This is a genomic window from Mesorhizobium comanense (assembly GCF_005503535.1).
In the GTDB taxonomy this organism is placed as follows: Bacteria; Pseudomonadota; Alphaproteobacteria; order Rhizobiales; family Rhizobiaceae; genus Mesorhizobium; species Mesorhizobium comanense.
The window spans coordinates 1-18,415 of record NZ_SCNN01000010.1; the positions used below are offsets into that span (position 1 = coordinate 1).

The window sequence follows — 18,415 nt, forward strand, 5'->3', positions numbered from 1 at the left end:
AATGCGAATTACGACATCACCTTCGAGAGCAGCGCCTTCGCCATCGGCAAGCGGGCGGTCACCGTCACGGCGAGCGCCAACCAGGGCAAGACCTACGGCGATGCCGATCCGTCGTCCTACCTCTACACCTACTCCGACCTCGGAACTGGTGCGGCACTGGTTGGTTCACTCGATCGCACGGCCGGCGAAAATGTCGGTGGCTACGCCATCGGCCAGGGCACGCTGACCAACGCGGCCAACTCGAATTACGACATCACCTTCGACAGTTCGACCTTCAACATTGGCAAGCGTGCGGTCACCGTCACGGTGAGCGCCAACCAGGGCAAGACGTACGGCGATGCCGATCCGTCTTCTTCCTACCTCTACACCTACTCCGACCTCGGGACTGGTACGGCACTGGTTGGCGCACTCGATCGCGCTTCGGGCGAGAATGTCGGCAGCTATGCCATCGGCCAGGGAACGCTGACCAACGCAGCCAACTCGAACTATGACATCACCTTCGAGAGCAACGACTTCACCATCGGCAAGCGCGCGGTCACGGTCACGGCGAGCGCCAACCAGGGCAAGACCTATGGCGACGCTGACCCATCGTCCTACGGCTACAGCTATTCCGATCTCGGCACTGGCGTGGCACTCGTCGGTGCGCTTGACCGGGCTGCCGGCGAGAATGTCGGTGGCTATGCCATCGGCCAGGGAACGCTGACCAACGTAGCCAACTCGAACTACGACATCACCTTCGACAGCTCGACCTTCAAGATCGGCAAGCGGGCGGTGACGGTCACAGCGACGGCAGGCCAGGGTAAGACCTACGGCAATGCCGATCCGTCGACCTATGACTTTACCACGTCTGGGCTTGGCAGCGGTGTCGCCCTTGTTGGCGCGCTCGACCGGGGCTCGGGCGAAGATGTCGGCGGCTACGCAATCGGCCAGGGCACGCTGACCAACGTCAACAATTCGAACTACGACATCACCTTCGTGGGCGGCACGAATTTCACCATCGGCAAGCGGGCCGTGACCGTCACGGCCACTGCGGACCAAGGCAAGACCTACGGCAATGTCGATCCCTCATTCCTGGGCTACACCACGTCAGGCCTTGGCACCGGCGTTGCGCTTGTTGGGGCGCTCGATCGCGCCTCGGGCGAAGATGTGGGCAACTACGCCATCGGCCAGGGCACCATCACCAACCTCAACAATTCGAACTACGACATCAGCTTCGTGGACGGAACCAACTTCACCATCGGCAAGCGGGCTGTCACGGTTACGGCGACGGCGGGCCAAGGCAAGACCTACGGCAATGCCGATCCGTCGTCCTACCTCTATGCCTACTCCGATCTCGGTACGGGTGTTGCGCTGGTCGGCTCACTCGATCGCATGGCCGGCGAGAATGTCGGCGGCTATGCCATCGGGCAGGGAACGCTGACCAACGCGGCCAACTCGAACTACGACATCACCTTCGAGAGCAACGACTTTAGCATCGGCAAGCGGGCGGTGACGGTCACGGCGAGCGCCAACCAGGGCAAGACTTATGGCGATGCCGATCCGTCGTCCTACCTCTTCACCTACTCCGACCTCGGGACTGGCGTCGCTCTTGTCGGCTCACTCGATCGCACGGCCGGAGAAAATGTCGGCGGCTACGCGATCGGCCAGGGTACGCTGACCAACGCGGCCAACTCGAATTACGACATCACCTTCGACAGCTCGACCTTCAACATCGGCAAGCGGTCGGTGACGGTCACGGCAAGCGCCAACCAGGGCAAGATCTATGGCGATGCCGATCCGTTGACCTATGGCTACACCACGTCGAGTCTCGGCAGTGGCGCGGCCCTTGTCGGTGCGCTTGGCCGGGCAAGCGGCGAGGATGCCGGCAGCTATGCCATCGGGCAGGGCACGCTGACCAATGGAGGCAATTCGAATTACGACATCACCTTCGTTGATGGTGCGAACTTCACGATCGGCAAGCGGGCGGTGACGGTCACCGCCAATTCGGGGCAGGGCAAGATCTACGGCAATGCCGATCCGTCATCCCTGGGCTACACGACGTCGAGCCTGGGCAATGGCGCTGCGCTTGTCGGCGCGCTCGACCGTGCCGCCGGCGAAGACGCCGGCATCTACGCAATCGGCCAGGGCACGCTGACCAACGCGGCCAATGCCAACTACGACATCACTTTCACCGATGCCGATTTCACCATCGGCAAACGCACCATCACGGTCGTGGCCGACGCGCAAAGCCGGGCGCAGGGCATGCCCAACCCTTCGCTTACCTACACGATCGGCGGTCTGGGGCTGGTCGGCGGCGACACGTTGAGCGGCGCACTCTCGACCGATGCGACCACGGCAAGCGCGCCCGGCAGCTACGCCATCGAACGGGGCAGCCTTGCCGCCTCGGCCAACTACGATCTGACCTATGTCGGCGCGAACCTCGTGGTGCAGCCAAGCAGTGTCGTGCCCCCGGTCGATACCGCCAGCGTCGTCGCATACAGCGCGGCCAGCCATGGCGCTGGTCAGCCGGTTCCGGTGTTCTTCACCGGGCAGCCGGCCAGCGGGGATGTGCAGACGCTGCTGGAGGATCCGCGCCTTGATGGTCCTGCCTTCTGCCAGACCCTGGCGGAGACCGCCGCCGTCTGCGCCGCGTCCATCCAGTAGAGCGCCTGGAAATCAGTGCCCGGGGGCGTCGTCGTCCTCGCCCTCGGCGCCCTGATCGTGGACCTTCTGCCAGCGAGCGACCGCCTGGCCGAGCGCCGCATCGCCCAGATGCTGGGCCAGCCTGGCCTGCTGGCGCAGGGTCAGGCGCACGGCGGAACGGGCGAAGCGATTGGCGGGCGTGTCGAAGGCCTCCGGCGGCTCGCCTCTCGCCAGTCCGTCGGCCACGCGCCGTTTCACCGCCACGATCTCGGGAGTGCCATAGCCGTCGAGCAAGGTCTGGAAATCGCGATGCAGGCCATCGTCGAACGGCAGGTCCTCGCCCATGGCGCCGATCACCGGATTGCCCGGGTGCAGCGAACCGAGCGGCATGAGGTGTTCGGGAATGGGCGTATTGGCCGAATGGGTGCGGCCGCTGCTTAGCAGCTTTGGCAGGAGGTGCGTGTGCGGCCCGGGCGGCGATACACCGCCCGTGTCGGGTCCGCCGATCTTCTGGTAGACCTCGATGCGGCCGATATTGGTCAGCGCCACGCGATGCGGATGGGCGCCAAGGATCGCCATCAGGGCCGGGTTGTCGTGTTCGAAGAGCGAACGGCCGAGCCCCGACCTCAGCGTTGCGAGCAGCCTGGGGTCGCTGGTGCGGATACAGAAATCGCATTGCGGCAACGACAGGCCCATGTCGAACAGGATGCCGGTGCGGTCGATGCCGCGTATGGCGTCATCGTCCGGTCCAAGTTCCGTCAGCACCGGCCGCGCCGACCGCCGTGCCTGGGCGTCGGACAGGCAGAGCGATACGGCCTGGCTCCAGCGATGACGTTTGGGGCTCACCGTCTCATAAGCGACGGGGCGGATGCCGGCCAGCCTGCGGCGGTCGATATGAATGGCGCCGCGCCTGGTCGCGCGCAGCAGATTGCGCGGATCATCGACGACGGGAACCTCGCCGGCGTCCTGATGGAATTCGGCGATGGCGCCGAAGCTGCCCATGCTCCAGCCGGTGCGCCAATCAGCCAGATGCCGCCGCAGCAGATGTTCGAGATCGCCCATGGCTACTCCCCGTTTTCTTCCTGTGCCTTGTCTTCCTGTGCCGCCGCGCCGGCGGTGACGACGTTCATGGGCTGGATCACCATGCCGCCCATGGCTTCGCCGAGATAGGCCTCGACGCCGTAGATCGTGCGCAGCCGCTCGGCGGTCAAAACAGCGCGCGGCGCCCCGTCGGCGACGACAACGCCGCGGTCGAGCAGGACCAGCCGCGAGCACCAGCGCGCCGCCAGGCCGAGATCGTGCATGGAGGCGACGACGGCGCGGCCTTCCGAAGCGACATCGGCGAAGACCTGCATCGAGGCGATCTGATGGGAGGGGTCAAGGCCGGCGGTCGGCTCGTCCGCCAGAAGCAGCGGTGCGCCCTGCGCCAGCGCGCGGGCAATCAGCGCGCGCGCCTTTTCGCCGCCGGACAATTCGGTCGCCGGCCGGTCGCGAAATGCAGAGATTTCCATGCGCGTCATGGCGCGATCGATCGCTTCGATGTCTTCGGCGCCCAGTCGCGAAAAGGCCGTGCCGTGCGGGGCGCGGCCGAGCGATATCAGCATTTCGACCGACACCGGCCAGGCGATATCGCGTTCCTGCGGCAGATAGGCGACGCGCCTGGCGCGCTGGCGAATGGAGAGCGTTTCGCTGCCATCGATGGCGATGCGGCCTTCACCGCGGACCAGGCCCAGCGCCGCGCGCAGCAAGGTCGACTTGCCGGCGCCATTGGGCCCGATCAGGCCGACGAATTCGCCGGCTGCGATGTCCAGCGACACGCCGTGGAGCACCGGCTTGCCGCCCAGCGAAACACGCAGGCCGGAAACGGAAAGCAGGCTCACGGCAATTGCCTCCGCGTTCGGTAGACCAGCCACAGGAAGAACGGCGCGCCGACGATCGCGGTCAGCACGCCGAGCTTGAGGTCGCGGCCCGGCGCTATGATCCGCACCAGGATATCGGCCGCGAGCAGCATCGAAGCGCCGCCGAGCGCGCTGGCCGGCAGTAGGCGCGAGGGCCGGGCGCCGACCAGCGGCCGCAGCACATGCGGCACGACCAGCCCGACGAAGCCGACGGCGCCGGCGACCGCCGTGGCGGCGCCGACAGAAGCCGCGGTGCCGAACACGGCCAGGAACTGCACGCGCCTGATATCGACCCCCATGCTGACGGCGGCATCGCCGCCGAGCGTCAGTGCATCGAGCGAACGGCCAAGGCTCGCCAGCATCGCCCAGCCGGCAAGCATGAAGGGCGCGGCGAGCCAGACATGCGTCATCGAACGGTCGGTGAGCGAGCCCAGCATCCAGAACATGATCTCCAGCGCGGCGAACGGATTGGGGGAGAGGTTGAGCGCCAGCGAGGTCATGGCGCCGGCGAAGGCGGAAACCGCGACGCCCGACAGGATGATGGTGAGTGCGCCGCCACGCAGGCCGGCCATGGCCTGGACAACGAACACCGCCAGCACCGCGCCGGCAAGCGCGGCCAGCGGCAGGCCGAGCGCGAACATGGCGGAGAAGCCGGAATAGATGGCGATCACCGCGCCGAGCGAGGCCGAGGCGCTGACGCCGAGCAGGCCGGGCTCGGCCAGCGGATTGCGCAGCCAGCCCTGAAGCACCGCTCCCGACAGGCCAAGCGTCACCCCGATCATCAGGCCGAGGATGGCGCGCGGCAGGCGGATTTCCCGCATGATCAGCGCGATGGCATCGCGCTTGTCGGAAAACAGCGCCGACAGGCTGTCGCCGAAGCCGATCGCCGCCGGGCCGACGGTCAGCGACAACAGGAAAAGGATGAAGGTCGCCAGCGCGAGAAGGATGAGCACCAGCCGGTAGCGCGCGCCTTCGCTCATGGCGCCGCCCCTTCTTTCTGGCGGGCAGCGTCCTGAAGGATACGCGCGGCCTCGAGCGTGAAGGGGGCGCCGCAGATGGTGTATTTGCCTGGAATGGCGACCTTCTTACCCGACAGGGCCTTGTAGGCCGGATGGACGAAATTCTCCTGCGCGAGCGCCGGCGCCGCGTAACGGCTGTCGCCGTCGACGACGATATCCGGATCGGCGAGAAGCAATTGTTCGAGGGGTAGTTTAGTTGTGCCGGCGAGGCCCAGCGTATCGCCGATATTGGTCAGGCCCGAGGCCTTGACGATGGCGTCGGCCAGCGTTCCAGAACCCGACGTGTAGCTGTTGGCGTAATAGAGCGCGACGGTCTTGTTCGGCGGTTTGCTCGCCGCGAGCCCGGCGAGGCCGGCATTGAGTTCGGCCACCAGTTCACCGGCGCGTTGCTGCCGGCCGAGAATGTCGCCCATGCGCTGCAGATTGGCCCTGACCTCGTCGAAGGAGTTTTCCGGCGCGAACTCCTCGACCCGGAAGCCGAGGCGCCGCAGCAGTGCGACCGTGATGCGGGTCGTGTAGGTGCCGGCAATGACCAGGTCTGGCTGCATCAGGAAGATCTCTTCGGCGAGACCATGATTGACCACATAGGCGCCGGCCTGATCGGCCAGCACCGACGAACCCGGGTCGCTGGCGAGATACGAGACGGAATAAAGCTGTCCCGGACCGGCGATCAGCATGGCCATTTCGTCGGTGCACAGGTTCATGGAGACGACCCGCTTCGGCGCCTCGGCGGCCAATGCGGGCATACAGGGGGTGGCGAGGGCGGCGATCGCCGTCCCCGCCAGGAGCCTGCAAGAAAGGCGCTGGTTTCCCGCCATCGGTCAGTAGTTTCCTTTCAGGCCGATGAAAGCCGTGCGGCCCTGCGTGTTATAGCCGAACACTTCCTGATACTGCTCGTCGAACAGGTTTTCGATGCGGCCATAGGCTTCGAGACGTTCGTTGATCTTATAGCTGCCGCCGACATTGACGACGGTGTAGGCGCCGAGCGTGACGCGCGTCGTTCCCGCCATGGAGAACGAATTGTCCAGCATCTTGCCGTTGAAGACCACCTCGCCGAAGACGCGGGCATGGTCCTCGTCGAAGACATAGGTGGCGTTGAGCGAGCCTGCGTGTTTCGGCCGGCGGACCTCCTCGAGGCGCGGGTCACCGGCCTTGGTCTGCTCTGTGGCATCCGTATAGGCATAGGTCGCTGTCGCCGTGAACCCGTTGAAGAAATCGACCGTGGCCGACAGTTCGACGCCCTGCCGTTTGCTGACGCCGTCGCGATTGACCGGCGACGACAGATAATCGGGGCCCGGGCCAAAGACCGTGGCGATCTCGTGGGTCAGGTCCTGGTTGAAGTACGTCACGTCGACGACCAGCCCGCCATGGAAGAAACCCTGCTCGACACCGATGTCGAAGCCGGTGCTTTCCTCGGGCTCTAGATTGGGGTTGCCGACGAAGCTGCCCGGATAATAGCCGAACTGCTCGTAGAAGGTCGGGTTGGTGATGCCGGTGCCGACCGACGCATGCAGGCGCGTGGCGGTGTCGGGGACCTTCCACGCGCCGCTGAGGCTCCAGGTGGTGGCGTCCTCGAAGCGGTCGTTGAGGTCGCGGCGCAGGCCTGCATTGACATAGAACTGGTCGAGGAATTCGCCGCGATATTCGCCGACGAAGGAATTGCTTTGGCGGCTGAAGGTCTGCGTCAGGTGTGAAGGCGAGAAGGTTTCGCGCTGCCATTCGTATCCCGCCGTCAACTGGTGGTGGGCATCCAGCATCGCCGGCGTGTCGAACCCGTAGCTCGCCTGGTAGCTGCCCTTGTAGCGGTTGCCGTCGTTCCAGGTGTTCGGACTGAAGCTATCGAGGCTCGAAAAATTGTCGCGGTGCGTGTCGCTGCCGGTGAAGCGGGCCTTCTGGGTCAGTGCGCCGTCCATCGAGACATAGGTGGCGCCGACGGAGCCGAAGACTTCGCGCGTCGCTGTCCAGTCCGGGCCATCGATGACCTGTCCATAGGTGCCGCTGCCCCACCTGAAGTCCTGTGGATCGGTGTCGCTCTTGCGGTTCACGTAGCGCAGCGTGGCGTCGACGGTGAGGTCGGGCGAAAGGTCGAGCGTGACCTTGCCATTCAGCGTCGTGTTGCGGTCGCCGTCCTTCTCGTTGCCATTGTCGGCGATGTTGAATCCGTCGGTATGGCGGAAGGCGGCCGACAGCGCGACATCATAATTCTGGCCGCCGCCGCGCAAGGAGACACCGCCCAGGAAGGTGCCGTCGGTGCCGGTTTCGGTGCGCGCATCGACCTTGAAGCCGCTGCGCTCACCGCGCCTGGTGATGATGTTGACGACGCCGCCGGTGGCGTTCGAACCCCAGAAGGCGCTTTGCGGGCCGCGCAGGATCTCGATGCGGTCGATGTCATCGACCAGCAGGCTGCCGAAATCGAACTCGCCGCTCGATGTCTCGGAGACCTCGACGCCGTCGATCATGACGAGCAAATGGTTCGCCTCGGCGCCGCGCACGCGCACCTGCGTGAAGCCGCCGAACGAACCGGTGCGCGATACGGCAAAGCCGGGAACCTGACGCAGCGCGTCGGCGACATAGCGCACCTGGTTCTTCTCCAATTGCTCGCCCGTGATGACGGTGAAGGCGCGGCCGGATTTTTCCTGTTCGATGGGCGTGCGCCCGTCGGTGACGAGAATCCTCTCGAGGGATGTTGCCTTGTCCTGGCCGGTCTGTTCCTGCGCGTCGGCGATACCTGTCAGCGCCAGCGCCAAAGCGCCGGCCGTGAATGTCCGTTGAACCATGTCTGCCCCTGGAAAAATCTGGCGAGGCGAGTGACGTCGCCCCGGGTTTTGAAAAACCGCAGGCAGAAAGCGAGTGGCAGATTTCTTGGCACGTCCATCTTCCCCGACCGTCCCGGCTTGCGGCAACACTTTCTCAAATGTCACCGCCACGGGCGACCGCGCATGAACACACCCCGTGTTCGTGCATGGGTGACCGGAACAGGCAGGTCTCCTGACTTCCGTGTCTTCGCCGGTCTTCCGCCTTCCCGGTCGCGCGACGCGCTTCCAGTGGCTTCGAGGAAGATGGCTCAACGGTTACAGTTGCGGGGGCAGCCACGGAATCGGCAGATGTGCCGGCCTCACCGTGTTCCCTTTTCATCCGCCTCGCGGCGGAACCAGTTCCGGACGGGAAGCTAGCGAGCGATCCGGATGGCGTCAACCACGCTTCGCCGGATCGCTTGGCAGCCTGGCGCCCCCGGGGAGTTTCCGCCGGAAGCGCCGTTTTCTAATTGTCGATCAGCGTCAGCCGTTGGGATAGTAGCCGCCATCGGCGCCGTCGCCGATGTAGAAGCCGCCGCCCGAATCGTCCTGCAATTGCTGATCGAGGTCCTCGATCTGGCCGAGCAGACTCCGATATTCGCCGCCGCCTGAGGCCGAGCTGCGGATGCTGTTGGCCTGCACCATCAGATCGTGCTCCTGTTCGGGAGTGATGGCCTTGGCATCCATTGCCTCGACGATCCCCTGCTTCACGCCTTGCAGTTGATCGAGGATCGCTCTTGCCTCGACGGACATGCCCCCGGGTTCCATCCTGTGGTGGTGTGCGGCGTAGGCACTCGACAGCGGCGCTGCCGCCAGAAGTGATGCGATCGCTATGGTCCTGGGTGTAAATTTGCGCATGGCTGCGCCTCCCTTCAACGGGAAAAGCGGTATGGATATCGCTTTCCGATCGCGGGCAAATCCGTTCCCGTCGCGTCGCGATGATCCTGTCATCGCCGGCGGTTCGTGGCCCGCACCATTTATATAGAGATGCTCCAGGCCGGGGCATGGCGGGGAACGCAAAGTTGACAGTTTGTGATCGCCAGAGCCGGATGATTTCAGGTCCGTTCGACCTGAAATCATCCGGCTCTGAATCAAAGAGATAGAGAGCATGATGTCGTCCGAAAACCGCGTCACACTTTTCGGCATCATGCTCCAGGCAGGATGTGCCTGTCATGCCCGTTTCACTCTCCGGGCTGCACGCTCGGCCGCCAGGCATAGCGTGCCCGCGACCGCAATTGCCGGCACCAGTTCCCGAAGCGGTCGATATAGATGTAGATGACCGGTGTCGTGTAGAGGGTCAGGATCTGGCTCAGGATAAGGCCGCCGACGATGGCGATGCCGAGCGGCTGGCGCAGCTCGCTGCCTTCGCCGAGGCCAATGGCCAGAGGCACCGCACCGAACAGCGCGGCCATCGTCGTCATCATGATCGGCCGGAAGCGCAGCAGGCAGGCCTGGTAGATGGCGTCGCGCGCTGACATGTTCTCGCCGCGTTCGGCCGCCAGCGCGAAGTCGATCATCATGATGGCGTTCTTCTTGACGATGCCGATCAGCAGGATGATGCCGATCAGCGCCATGATCGAGAACTCGGTGTTGAACAGCGTCAGCGCCAGCAGCGCGCCGACGCCGGCCGAGGGCAAGGTGGACAGGATGGTCAGCGGGTGCGCGTAGCTTTCGTAGAGAATGCCGAGCACGACATAGACCGCCAGCAGTGCCGCAAGGACGAGCAGCGGCTGGTCGGAAAGCGAATCCTGGAACACCTTGGCCGTGCCCTGGAAACTGCCGTGGATGGTGGTCGGCATGCCGATGCGGTCGGCGGCCGCGTTGATCGCCGCCACACCTTCGCTGAGCGCCACGCCCGGCGCCAGGTTGAAGGACAGCGTGGTGGCGACGAACAGGCCCTGGTGGTTGACCGAAAGCGGCGTGCTGCCGGGACCGTAATGCGCGATCGCCGATAGCGGCACCATGGTCTCGGCGCCGGTGCTGACCGCCGCTCCGGTCGAGGCCGCGGTCCTGCCGGTGCTGGTGATGGAATTGTTGGCCTGGTTGCGCGCCGCATCCCCGGCAATCGAGGCCGCGCTGGCGGACTGGCCGGACGCCGCGAAAGTGCCCGCGACGGCGTTGCTCGACTGCGAGCCGCCGACCGAGCCGCCCGAGGTGCTGACATAGACCTTTTCCAGCGCATCCGGGGTCTGCCAGTATTGCGGGGCGACCTCCATGATGACGTGATACTGGTTGCGCGCCACGTAGATGGTCGATACCTGGCGCTGGCCGAAAGCGTCGTAGAGGGTGTTGTCGATCTGGCTTGCCGATACACCGAGGCGCGTTGCGGTGTCGCGGTCGATGGTGATGTCGGCTTCAAGGCCCTTGTTCTGCTGGTCGCTGTTGACGTCGGTCAGTTTCGGCTCAGTCTGCAGCGCCGCCGCCAGTTTCGGCGCCCATTCGGCGAGCTCGTCGAAACTGTCGCCCTGCAAGGTGTACTGGTACTGCGCGTTCGACTGGCGTCCGCCGACGCGTATGTCCTGCACGGCCTGCAGGAACAGCGTGGCGCCCGGCACCACCGCGAGTTCGCGGCGCAGCCGGCCGATCACCTGGTCGGCGGAGATCTTGCGCTCGGCCAGCGGCTTCAGCGAGACGAACATGAAACCGGAATTGGTCTGGCCGCCGCCGGTGAAGCCGACCGCGGTGTCGACGGCAGGATCCTTGCTGACGATGGCGGCGAACTGGCTGAGCTTCTGCGACATCAACTGGAACGAGGTCGCCTGGTCCGCCTGGATGGAGCCGGTCAGCCGCCCGGTATCCTGTTGCGGGAAGAAGCCTTTCGGAATGGTGACGTAGAGATAGAAGTTGAGGCACAGCGTCGCCGCCAGCACCGCCATGATCAGCAGGGGGTTGTTCAGCGCCCAGGATAGCGAGCGGCGATAGAAGTTCAGCATGCCTTCGAAGATGCGTTCGCTGAGGCGATAGAGCCGGCCGTGCCCGCCCTTGCCTTCGCCGCGCAGCAGGATCGAACACATCATCGGCGTGGTGGTGAGCGAGATGGCGAGCGAGACCAGGATCGCCGCCGACAGGGTTACGGCGAATTCCCGGAACAGCCGGCCGATGATGCCGCCCATCAAGAGGATGGGAATGAAGACAGCGATCAGCGAGACGCTCATGGACAGCACGGTGAAACCGACTTCCTGCGCACCCTTGATCGCCGCCTCGATGCGGCTCATGCCGCTCGACATGTGGCGCGAGATGTTCTCCAGGACGACGATGGCATCGTCGACGACGAAGCCGGTCGCCACCGTCAGCGCCATCAGCGACAGATTGTCGATGCTGAAGCCCAGCAGGTACATCACGCCCAGCGTGCCGACCAGCGACACCGGCACCGCGACGATCGGCACCAGCGCCGAGCGCACGTCGCGCAGGAAGGCGAAGACAACCAGGATCACCAGGCCGATGGCGATCATCAGCGTCTGCGCGACTTCGTCGAGCGAGGCGCGGATGGTGGTCGAGCGGTCGACCGCCAGGGACAGGTCGATGGCCGGCGAGATCGAGGCGCGCAGCGTCGGCATCAGCGCCTTCACCCGATCCACCGTTTCGATGATGTTGGCATTGGGCGAGCGGTTGATGATGATCAGCACGCCTGGCTTGCCGTTTGCGAGGCCGGCATTGCGGATGTTCTCGACCGAATCGTTGACCTGCCCGACGTCGGACAAGCGGACCGGCGCGCCGTTGCGATAGGCGACGATCAACGGCCGATAGGCATCGGCCTGCGTGGCCTGGTCGTTGGCGTAGATCTGGTAGCGCTGGTCGCCGGCATCGATGGCGCCCTTGGGGCTGTGGGCGTTGGCGGAGGCAAGGGCCGCGCGCACGTCCTCCAGCCCGATGCCATAGTTGTAGAGCACCTGCGGGTTGAGTTCGACCCGCACGGCGGGCAGCGAGGAGCCGCCCACCGACACTTCGCCGACGCCATCCACCTGCGAGAGCTTCTGCGCCAGCACGGTGCTGGCGGCATCGAAGAGCTGGCCCTTGGACAGCGTATCGGAGGTGAGCGACAGGATGAGGATCGGCGCGTCGGCGGGATTGACCTTCCGATAGGTCGGATTGGAACGCAGGCTTGACGGCAGGTCGGCGCGCGCCGCGTTGATTGCCGCCTGCACGTCCCGCGCGGCGCCGTCGATGTCGCGGTCGAGGCCGAACTGCAAGGTGATGCGCGCGCTGCCGACGCTGCTCGACGAGGTCATTTCGTTGACGTCGGCGATCTCGCCGAGATGCCGCTCGAGCGGGCTGGCGACCGTGTTGGCCACCACCTGGGGGCTTGCACCGGGAAGCGAGGCCGACACCGAGATCACGGGGTAGTCGACCGCCGGCAGCGGCGCCACCGGCAATTGCGGAAAGGCCACCAGCCCGGCGGCGAGAAGGCCGAAAGTCAGCAGCGTCGTCGCCACCGGCCGCCGGATGAAGGGAACCGACAGGTTCATGGCGTGGCGTCCGCACCATGGGGACGAGGAGACTTAGGGGGACGGACAGTTTTGGGCGCACGGGGAAGATCAGGCTGGACGCCGCGCAGCCGGTTCGAAAGCCGGTCGAACCAGAGATAGATTACCGGCGTCGTGAACAGCGTCAGCAACTGGCTGAGCAGCAGGCCACCGACGATTGTGACGCCGAGGGGATGGCGCAGTTCCGAGCCGACGCCGGTGCCGAGCATCAGCGGCAACGCGCCCAGCATGGCGGCCAGCGTCGTCATCAGGATCGGGCGGAAGCGCAGCAGACAGGCCTGATAGATCGCCTCGCGCGGCGCCTTACCCTCGTTGCGCTGCGCGTCCAGCGCGAAGTCGATCATCATGATGGCGTTCTTCTTGACCACGCCGATCAGCAGGATGATGCCGATGATCGAGATGATGGTCAGGTCCTGGCCGGCGATCATCAGCGCCAGCAGCGCGCCGATGCCGGCCGAAGGCAGCGTCGACAGGATGGTGATGGGGTGGATGAAGCTTTCATAGAGCACGCCGAGCACGATGTAGACGGTGACCACCGCCGCCAGGATCAGGAACAGCGTATTGTTGAGGGAAGCCTGGAAGGCGCGCGCCGCGCCCTGGAAGCTGGTGATGATGCTGAGCGGCATGCCGATGTCGGCCTGCGCCTTCTCGATCGCGGTGACGGCTTCGCCGAGCGACGCGCCCGGGGCAAGATTGAACGAGACGCTGGCGGCCGGAAACTGCCCCATATGGGTGATCTGCAGCGGCGTGGTGGTGACATGGGTGCTCGCCACTACTGAAAGCGGCACCGGGGCGCCGCCCGTCGACGAAGGCAGGTAGACGGAGGAAAGTGCCTTCAGCGAATCCTGCTCGGACGGGGCCGCCTCGAGGATGACGCGATACTGGCTCGACGTGGTGTAGATGGTCGAGACCATGCGCTGGCCGAAGGCGTCGTAGAGCGCGTTGTCGACGGTTGCCGGCGTGATGCCGAAGCGTGCGGCCTGGTCGCGGTCGATGTCGACGAAGACGGCAAGGCCGCTGTTCGACAGGTCGCTGGCGACGTCGGCGAGTTGCGGCAGCGTGTTGAGCTTGGCGAGCAGCTTCGGCGTCCATTCATCGAGTTCGTCCGCATTGGCGTCCTGGAGCACGAACTGGTACTGGGTGCGGCTGACCTGTCCATCTATGGTGAGGTCCTGGACCGGTTGCATGTAGAGGGTGACGCCGGCCACCGCGCCGGCCTCATCCTTCAGCCGTGCGATGACGTCGGTGATATCGGCGGTGCGTTGCTCATGCGGCTTGAGGTTGATCAGGATGCGGCCGACATTGAGCGTGGTGTTGGTGCCGTCGACGCCGATGAAGGACGACAGGCTGTCGACGTCGGGGTCCTTGAGGATGATGCCGGCCAGTTGCTGCTGGCGGTCGGCCATGGCGGCAAAGGAGATCGATTGCGGGGCTTCCGTGATCGCCTGGATGACGCCGGTGTCCTGCACCGGGAAAAAGCCCTTGGGGATGACCACGTAGAGCACGGCGGTCAGGACAAGTGTGGCCGCCGCGACGACCAGCATCAGCGTCTGGCGGTCGAGCACCCAGGCCAGCGCCCGGCCGTAGCCGCGGATGACCCAGTCGAAGAAGTCGTGGTTGGCGCGCTGCAAGGCGTTCTCCTGCACTGCTTCCAATGGCTTGAGCAGCTTGGCGCAGGCCATCGGCACCAGGGTCAGCGACACCACCGCGGAGATCAGGATCGTGGTGGCGAGCGTGATGGAAAATTCGCGAAACAGCCGGCCGACGACATCGCCCATGAACAGGAGCGGGATCAGCACCGCGATCAGCGAGACGGTCAGCGAGATGATGGTGAAGCCGATCTGCTGCGACCCTTTGAGCGCCGCCTGAAGCGGGGTCTCGCCTTCCTCGACATAGCGGGCGACGTTCTCGATGACGACGATGGCGTCGTCGACGACGAAGCCCGTGGCGATGGTCAGCGCCATCAGCGACAGATTGTCGAGGCTGAAGCCGAACAGATACATGACGCCCAGCGTGCCGACCAGCGACAGGGGCACCGAGAGGCTCGGGATGAGGGTGGCGCGCGCGCTGCGCAGGAAGACGAAGATGACAAGGACCACCAGGATGATGGCGAGCGCCAGTTCGTATTCGACGTCGCGGACCGACGCGCGGATGGTCGTCGTGCGGTCGGTCAGCACCTTGACGTCGACGGCGCTCGGCAGCGAGGCCTGGAGCTGCGGCAGCAGCGCCTTGATGCGGTCGACCACCTCGATGACGTTGGCGCCGGGCTGGCGCTGGATGTTGAGGATGATGGCCGGCGTGGCGTTCATCCAGGCGGCCAACCGATTGTTTTCCGTGGCGTCGATCACATCGGCCACGTCGCTCAGCCGCACCGGGGCGCCGTTCCTGTAGGCGATGATAAGCGAGCGGTATTCGTCGGCGCTCTTCAGCTGGTCGTTGGCGTTGATGGTGTAGGCGCGCGAGGGGCCGTCGAAATTGCCTTTCGGCGTGTTGACATTGGCGCTGCCCAGCGTGGTGCGCAGGTCGTCGAGATTGAGGCCGTAGGCGGCGAGCTTGCGTGGGTCGGCCTGGACGCGCACGGCGGGGCGCTGGCCACCCGAGAGGCTGACGAGGCCGACGCCCGGCAACTGCGATATCTTCTGCGCCAGCCGCGTGTCGGCGAGCTGCTGCACGTCGCGCAGCGGCATGGTGGCGGAGGTGAGGCCGAGCGTCAGCACGGGCGCGTCGGCGGGATTGACCTTGGCGTAGATCGGCGGCGCCGGCAGGTCGGCGGGCAAGAGATTGCCGGCGGCGTTGATGGCGGCCTGTACCTCCTGCTCGGCGACATCGAGCGAGATCGCCAGGCTGAACTGCAGCGTGATGACGGACGACCCGGCCGAACTCACCGAATTCATCTGGTTGAGGTTGGCGATCTGGCCGAGCTGGACTTCCAGCGGCGCTGTGACCGACGAGGTCATCACGTCGGGGCTGGCGCCGGGATAGAAGGTCTGGACCTGGATGGTCGGATAGTCGACCTCGGGCAGGGCCGAGACGGGTAGATAGCGATAGGCCAGCAGCCCGGACAGCATGATGGCGACCATGAACAGCGATGTCGCCACCGGCCGCAGGATGAAGGCGCGCGACGGGCTCATTGCTGCTGCCCGGACTCCTGCTGTCCGGACCCTTGCTGTCCTGATTGGGGCTGTGTCGTATCCGAATGCCGGTGCTTGTGGCCCTGATGTTTGTGCGTGGCGTCACCCGCAGCCTGCCCATCGGAAGGCATGTCGGTTTGCGCTGGTGCCTGAGCGGGCGGCGTGGACTGGTTTCCGGTCTGGGCGGGCGGCGCTGCCGGGCTCGCGCCCTGAGCCGGCGCCGGTGTTTGCGCGGCCGGCGCCTGGCCGTCCTGGCGCAGGTTGATCGTGGCACCGTCGCGCAGCTTGTCGGCGCCGTCGACGACGACACGGTCGCCCGGGTTCAGTCCGGACACGATCTCCACGCGCTCGCCATTGGTGACGCCGAGCGTCACCTTGCGCACGGAGACGGTGCTGTCGGGGTTGACCAGATAGACGAAGGTGCCGGGCAGGCCGCGCTGGATCGCGGCGATGGGCGCGATCGCCACATCCTTGTGCTCGTCGACGAGAAGTTCGACGTTGACGAACTGGTTGGGATAGAGGAGGCGCTGGTCATTGGCGAAGCTGGCCCTCAGCTTGATGGTTCCGGTGCTCGGGTCGATCTGGCTGTCGAAGGTTTCGAGCTGGCCGTCGGCGAGCTTCTTGGTTCCGGCGCGGTCGAAGGCGGTGACCGGCAAGGTGGCGCCCTGCTGCAGGCGCTGCGCTATCGCGGGCAGTTCGTCCTCGGGCACGTTGAACAGCACGCTGATCGGCTGGATGCGGGTGATGACGACGATGCCGTTGGCATCGCCCGGCGTCACGTAGTTGCCTTCGTCCACCTGGCGCAGGCCGGCCCGTCCGTCGGTGGGCGACAGGATGCGGCAATTGTCGAGATTGACCGTAGCGGACTGGATCAGCGCCTTGTCGTACTCGATCGTGCCCGCGTCCTGCCCGACCAGGGCAACCTGGGCGTCGTAGGCCTGATGCGTCACCGCTCCCTGGTCGACGAGCGTCTTGTCGCGCGCGAGGTCGAGCTGGGCGTCGTTCAGCATCGCCTGGTCGCGGGCAAGCTGGCCCTGCGCCTGGGCCAGCGCCGCCTGGTAGGGGCGGGGATCGATCGCAGCCAGCAGATCGCCCTTCTTGACGTCCTGGCCTTCCTTGAAATTGACCTGGAGAAGCGGACCGGTGACCTGCGTCTTGACCGTGACGGTGGAGAGAGAGGTGACCGTTCCCAGGGCGCCGAGGCTGACGTCTATGGTCCCCTTGTCAATCGCGGCGGCACCGATCGACATGGGCTGCGCATTGCGCCGGTTGCCCTGTTGCTTCGGCACGGCCTGCGGCCGCTCGTAGAGATAGGCTCCGCCGGCGGCGACGACGGCGATGAAGATCAGCCATGGAATCCAGCCGCGCGAACGACGCGGCGCGATGGTGGTCTGCAGGGGCATTTCCAGTTGCTGGTCCATGGCGGCATCTTTCGTCCCCCACAAACCAATATGACCGAACCCTTGCGAAGTCGAATTAACTGTTGGACAGGTTCGGACCCCGGCGATCCCAAGGCTTTGCCGCGATTGCCGGTTCGCCGGGCGGGGAGCCGCTACATGCGCATCAGCAGGCCGCCATCGACCGCAAGCTCGATGCCGGTGATGTAACTCGCAGCGTCGGAGAGCAGGAAGAGTGCCGCGTTGGCCATGTCCTGCGGCGTGCCGATGCGGCCGAGCGGGGCGTAGCTGGCCACCGCAGAGCGCTTCTCCTCCGTGTCCCAGCGCGCCTGCAGCGGGGTCAGCGCCATGCCCGGGCAGATGGCGTTGGAGCGGATGCGTTCACCGGCAAGCTGCATGGCGAGCGATTTCGACAGCGCGCAGACACCGGCCTTCGAGGCCTGATAGGCGTCCTGCGGGTTGGCGTCGCCGCGATACCACTGGATGGTCGAGAAATGCACCATGGCGCCGCCGCGTCCGCCCGCGCGCATATGGGGAACGACCGACCGCGCCGTATGGACGAAGGATTTGAGATTGATGTTGAACACCTCGTCCCAGACGCCGAGGTCCATCTCCAGGGCCGATTTGTCGCGGCCGAACCAGAGCACGCCCGCGACGTTGGCGAGATAGTCGATGCCGCCGCGTTCCCGGCCCGCGGTGCCGACGACCCGCTCGACGAAGGCGGCATCGGTGAGATCGCCCTGGGCGAAAGTGAGCCTGTCGTCGTAAGCGGCCAGCGAGGCCGGTCGAGCCTTGACGTCGATGGCGGTGACGGAGGCGCCGGCATCGAGCAGCGCCAGCGTGATCGCCTCGCCCATGCCGCCGCCGGCGCCAGCGACAACCGCGTGCCTGCCGGTGAAATCGTAAGCGATCATCTGAACCCCCTCATGTGCTGGCCCCTCACGTGCCTGGCGCCGATGCATTGTCGCCGGACAATACGGGCGGAGAAAAAATCCATCAAGCCGTATTAGAAAAAATTTGCCAAAATGGAAAATAGCGATATCGTGCCGTCAATGACATCTCCTCAAGG

General features: G+C 65.4%; 11 protein-coding genes and 1 riboswitch. Of the genes, 1 reads left to right on the forward strand and 10 read right to left on the reverse strand.

The features are described 5' to 3' along the window. On the forward strand, positions 1–2,643 hold a 2,643-nt coding region (locus tag FFS37_RS35785), incomplete at its 5' end, for a beta strand repeat-containing protein (protein WP_171026321.1). Positions 2,644–2,655: 12 nt separating this feature from the next. On the opposite strand, the gene FFS37_RS17880 is transcribed toward FFS37_RS35785, so the two are convergent. The 10 genes from FFS37_RS17880 to FFS37_RS17925 form a co-directional block, all read right to left on the reverse strand. Then, positions 2,656–3,684 carry a DUF6925 family protein gene (locus FFS37_RS17880; protein WP_137932286.1) on the reverse strand — a complete coding sequence of 343 codons (1,029 nt, stop codon included), beginning with the start codon at positions 3,682–3,684 and terminating at the stop codon, positions 2,656–2,658. A gap of 2 nt (positions 3,685–3,686) precedes the next feature. Then, positions 3,687–4,502 carry an ABC transporter ATP-binding protein gene (locus FFS37_RS17885; protein WP_137932287.1) on the reverse strand — a complete coding sequence of 272 codons (816 nt, stop codon included), beginning with the start codon at positions 4,500–4,502 and terminating at the stop codon, positions 3,687–3,689. Further along, positions 4,499–5,500, reverse strand: coding sequence for a FecCD family ABC transporter permease (locus FFS37_RS17890; protein ID WP_137932288.1), 1,002 nt, complete (start codon positions 5,498–5,500; stop codon positions 4,499–4,501). Before FFS37_RS17890 ends, FFS37_RS17885 begins: the two co-directional genes overlap by 4 nt. Continuing rightward, positions 5,497–6,357, reverse strand: a complete 861-nt coding sequence (locus tag FFS37_RS17895) for an ABC transporter substrate-binding protein (RefSeq protein WP_137932289.1) — start codon at positions 6,355–6,357, stop codon at positions 5,497–5,499. The genes FFS37_RS17890 and FFS37_RS17895 overlap by 4 nt, the downstream gene beginning before the upstream one ends. Positions 6,358–6,360: 3 nt before the next feature. Continuing rightward, complete coding sequence (locus tag FFS37_RS17900) at positions 6,361–8,316, reverse strand: TonB-dependent receptor plug domain-containing protein (protein ID WP_137932290.1); 1,956 nt, start codon at positions 8,314–8,316, stop codon at positions 6,361–6,363. A gap of 184 nt (positions 8,317–8,500) precedes the next feature. Beyond that, positions 8,501–8,710, reverse strand: a riboswitch (cobalamin riboswitch). Between the two features lie 107 nt (positions 8,711–8,817). Beyond that, entirely contained in the window at positions 8,818–9,192 is a 375-nt protein-coding gene (locus FFS37_RS17905) for a hypothetical protein (protein WP_137932291.1), read from the reverse strand. A gap of 323 nt (positions 9,193–9,515) precedes the next feature. Beyond that, positions 9,516–12,800 (reverse strand): efflux RND transporter permease subunit, encoded by a 3,285-nt coding sequence (locus FFS37_RS17910; protein WP_137932292.1) that lies wholly within the window; start codon positions 12,798–12,800, stop codon positions 9,516–9,518. Then, on the reverse strand, positions 12,797–15,949 hold the full coding sequence (locus tag FFS37_RS17915) for an MdtB/MuxB family multidrug efflux RND transporter permease subunit (protein ID WP_137932293.1): 3,153 nt from the start codon (positions 15,947–15,949) through the stop codon (positions 12,797–12,799). The genes FFS37_RS17910 and FFS37_RS17915 overlap by 4 nt, the downstream gene beginning before the upstream one ends. Next, positions 15,946–17,370 (reverse strand): efflux RND transporter periplasmic adaptor subunit, encoded by a 1,425-nt coding sequence (locus FFS37_RS17920; protein ID WP_137932294.1) that lies wholly within the window; start codon positions 17,368–17,370, stop codon positions 15,946–15,948. Before FFS37_RS17920 ends, FFS37_RS17915 begins: the two co-directional genes overlap by 4 nt. Positions 17,371–17,501: 131 nt before the next feature. Then, on the reverse strand, positions 17,502–18,260 hold the full coding sequence (locus tag FFS37_RS17925) for an SDR family NAD(P)-dependent oxidoreductase (protein ID WP_137932295.1): 759 nt from the start codon (positions 18,258–18,260) through the stop codon (positions 17,502–17,504). Between the last annotated feature and the right edge of the window lie 155 nt (positions 18,261–18,415).